The organism is Mesorhizobium sp. M7A.F.Ca.CA.004.04.2.1 (genome assembly GCF_004022825.1).
Taxonomy (GTDB): Bacteria; Pseudomonadota; Alphaproteobacteria; order Rhizobiales; family Rhizobiaceae; genus Mesorhizobium.
This window is the reverse complement of the sequence record NZ_RZPH01000961.1, coordinates 1-2,280: the sequence shown is the minus strand read 5'-3', so window position 1 is coordinate 2,280 and position 2,280 is coordinate 1. Positions and strand designations below refer to the sequence as shown.

At 60.9% G+C, this 2,280-nt stretch carries 6 protein-coding genes; all 6 read right to left on the bottom strand.

Features of this window, described 5'->3' with window-relative positions; translation table 11 throughout:
* Positions 1–100 precede the first annotated feature (100 nt).
* Positions 101–415: a 50S ribosomal protein L24 gene (gene rplX, locus EN893_RS29800; RefSeq protein WP_013531428.1), complete on the bottom strand. Its 315-nt coding sequence runs from the start codon at positions 413–415 to the stop codon at positions 101–103.
* Positions 416–427: 12 nt separating this feature from the next.
* Complete coding sequence (gene rplN, locus EN893_RS29795) at positions 428–796, bottom strand: 50S ribosomal protein L14 (RefSeq protein ID WP_006205457.1); 369 nt, start codon at positions 794–796, stop codon at positions 428–430.
* An 83-nt stretch (positions 797–879) separates the two neighbouring features.
* The gene (gene rpsQ / locus EN893_RS29790) at positions 880–1,119 is read right to left on the bottom strand and encodes a 30S ribosomal protein S17 (RefSeq protein WP_010909280.1); all 240 of its coding nucleotides are present in this window, start codon (positions 1,117–1,119) and stop codon (positions 880–882) included.
* Between the two features lie 11 nt (positions 1,120–1,130).
* Positions 1,131–1,331, bottom strand: a complete 201-nt coding sequence (rpmC, locus tag EN893_RS29785) for a 50S ribosomal protein L29 (protein ID WP_006205459.1) — start codon at positions 1,329–1,331, stop codon at positions 1,131–1,133.
* 13 nt (positions 1,332–1,344) lie between these two features.
* Positions 1,345–1,758 (bottom strand): 50S ribosomal protein L16, encoded by a 414-nt coding sequence (gene rplP, locus EN893_RS29780; protein ID WP_013531427.1) that lies wholly within the window; start codon positions 1,756–1,758, stop codon positions 1,345–1,347.
* Between the two features lie 27 nt (positions 1,759–1,785).
* The coding region (gene rpsC / locus EN893_RS29775) for a 30S ribosomal protein S3 (protein ID WP_128362015.1) at positions 1,786–2,280 on the bottom strand (495 nt) is incomplete at its 5' end.

Sequence of the window (2,280 nt, the reverse complement as noted above, 5' to 3'; positions counted from 1 at the left end):
GTCGTAGCCGAACTGTTCCTGCAACGCCTTGCGGATGGTCTCGTTGTAGACCTGCTTGAGGCGCGGCGTGTTGTTCGCGGTCGCCTGCTTGGATTGAGCCTTAGCCATTGATGACTTCTCCCGAGCGCTTGGCGACGCGCACCTTCTTGCCGTCCTTCTGGAAGATGAAACCGACGCGGGTCGGCTTGCCATCCTTGGGGTCGGCCAGCGCGATGTTCGACAGCTGGATCGGCGCTTCCTTGGTGATGATCCCGCCCTCTTGGGACTGGGACTGCTTCTGGTGACGACGGATCATGTTGACGCCGCGCACCAGCGCGGTGTCTTCCTTCGGCTGCACCGAGAGGACTTCGCCCGAACGGCCCTTGTCCTTGCCGGCCAGCACGACGACCTTGTCGCCTTTTCTAATCTTTTGCATTGGTCCGGCTCCTTACAGCACTTCAGGCGCGAGCGAGATGATCTTCATGTGGTTCTTGGCGCGGAGTTCGCGCGGAACCGGTCCGAAGATACGCGTGCCGATCGGCTCTTTCTTGTTGTCGACGAGAACGGCCGCGTTCTTGTCGAAACGGATCACGCTGCCGTCCGGGCGGCGGATGTCCTTGGCCGTGCGAACCACGACCGCCTTCATCACATCGCCCTTCTTTACGCGGCCGCGCGGAATGGCTTCCTTGATCGACACCACGATGATGTCGCCCACGGAAGCGTATTTCCGCTTCGAGCCGCCCAGCACCTTGATGCACATGACACGACGGGCGCCGGAATTATCCGCGACGTCGAGGTTTGTTTGCATCTGAATCATGACTGGCCGCCTTCTTCTCTTCTAACGGGATGGGCTCAAAGCCCCTCCCCGGTCTGTCCAAAATTCGTTGTTTACGCCCGAGGTCAGGCTTGGTCCGAAGACACGACGATCCAGCGCTTGTCCTTGGAAATCGGCTTCGATTCCTGGATGAACACCTGATCGCCGACCTTGTGGGCGTTGTTTTCGTCGTGCGCCTTGTACTTCTTGGTCATGCGCACGGTCTTCTTCATCACGGGATGCGTGAAGCGCCGTTCGACCTTGACGACAACCGTCTTCTCGTTCTTGTCGCTGACGACGGTGCCCTGCAGAATGCGCTTTGGCATGGTTTTCGTCCTTAAGCCTTCTTAGCCGCGGACTTTTCCGCAGCGATGGTCTTGATACGCGCAATATCCTTACGGACCTGTCTCACGCGCGCGGTCTTCTCGAGCTGGCCGGTGGCCTTCTGGAAGCGCAGGTTGAACTGCTCCTTCTTCAGGCTGGCCAGGTCGTCGGTCAGCTGGTCCTGGGTCTTGGTCCGGATGTCTTCGGCTTTCATGATCAGCCCGTCCTTATTCTGCGATGCGCTGCACGAAGCGCGTCTTGACCGAGAGCTTGGCCGCGCCGAGACGCAGTGCCTCACGGGCGGTTTCTTCATTGACGCCGTCGATCTCGAACATGATACGGCCCGGCTTGACGCGCGCCGCCCAGTAGTCGACCGCACCCTTGCCCTTACCCATGCGGACTTCGGTCGGCTTCGAAGTGACCGGCACGTCCGGGAAAATACGGATCCAGACGCGACCAGCGCGCTTCATTTCACGCGTGATCGCGCGGCGGGCCGCCTCGATCTCACGTGCGGTGACGCGGTTCGGCTCAAGCGCCTTCAGCCCGAAACCACCGAAATCCAGGTTGGTGCCGCCCTTTGCGGTACCATGGATACGGCCCTTGAACTGCTTGCGGAACTTTGTGCGCTTTGGCTGCAGCATCGTTCTAACTCCAAATTCCTAAATGTCTCAGGCGTTTTCGCGACGACGACCGCGTTCGCGATCACCACCACCGCCATGCGCTGCATCGCTTTCGCTGGCCCGACGCTCCGAAGCCATCGGGTCATGCTCAAGGATTTCGCCCTTGAACACCCAGACCTTGACGCCGCAGATGCCATAAGCCGTGTGCGCTTCGGCCGTACCGTAGTCGACGTCCGCACGCAGCGTATGCAGCGGCACGCGGCCTTCGCGATACCATTCCATGCGCGCGATCTCGGCGCCGCCGAGGCGGCCGGCGCAGTTGATGCGGATGCCTTCGGCCCCGAGGCGCATCGCCGACTGAACGGCACGCTTCATGGCGCGGCGGAACGCGATACGACGCTCGAGCTGCTGGGCGATCGACTGGGCGACCAGGGTCGCGTCGATTTCCGGCTTGCGCACTTCAACGATGTTGAGGTGCGTCTCGGACTTCGTCATCTCCATCAGCTTCTTGCGAAGCTTCTCGATGTCGGCGCCCTTCTTGCC

Coding starts and splice junctions, on each gene's coding strand:
- rplX (WP_013531428.1), bottom strand. CDS start 415: ATGCAAAAGATTAGAAAAGGCGACAAGGTCGTCGTGCTGGCCGGCAAG.
- rpsQ (WP_010909280.1), bottom strand. CDS start 1,119: ATGCCAAAGCGCATTCTGCAGGGCACCGTCGTCAGCGACAAGAACGAG.
- rplP (WP_013531427.1), bottom strand. CDS start 1,758: ATGCTGCAGCCAAAGCGCACAAAGTTCCGCAAGCAGTTCAAGGGCCGT.
- rpmC (WP_006205459.1), bottom strand. CDS start 1,331: ATGAAAGCCGAAGACATCCGGACCAAGACCCAGGACCAGCTGACCGAC.
- rplN (WP_006205457.1), bottom strand. CDS start 796: ATGATTCAGATGCAAACAAACCTCGACGTCGCGGATAATTCCGGCGCC.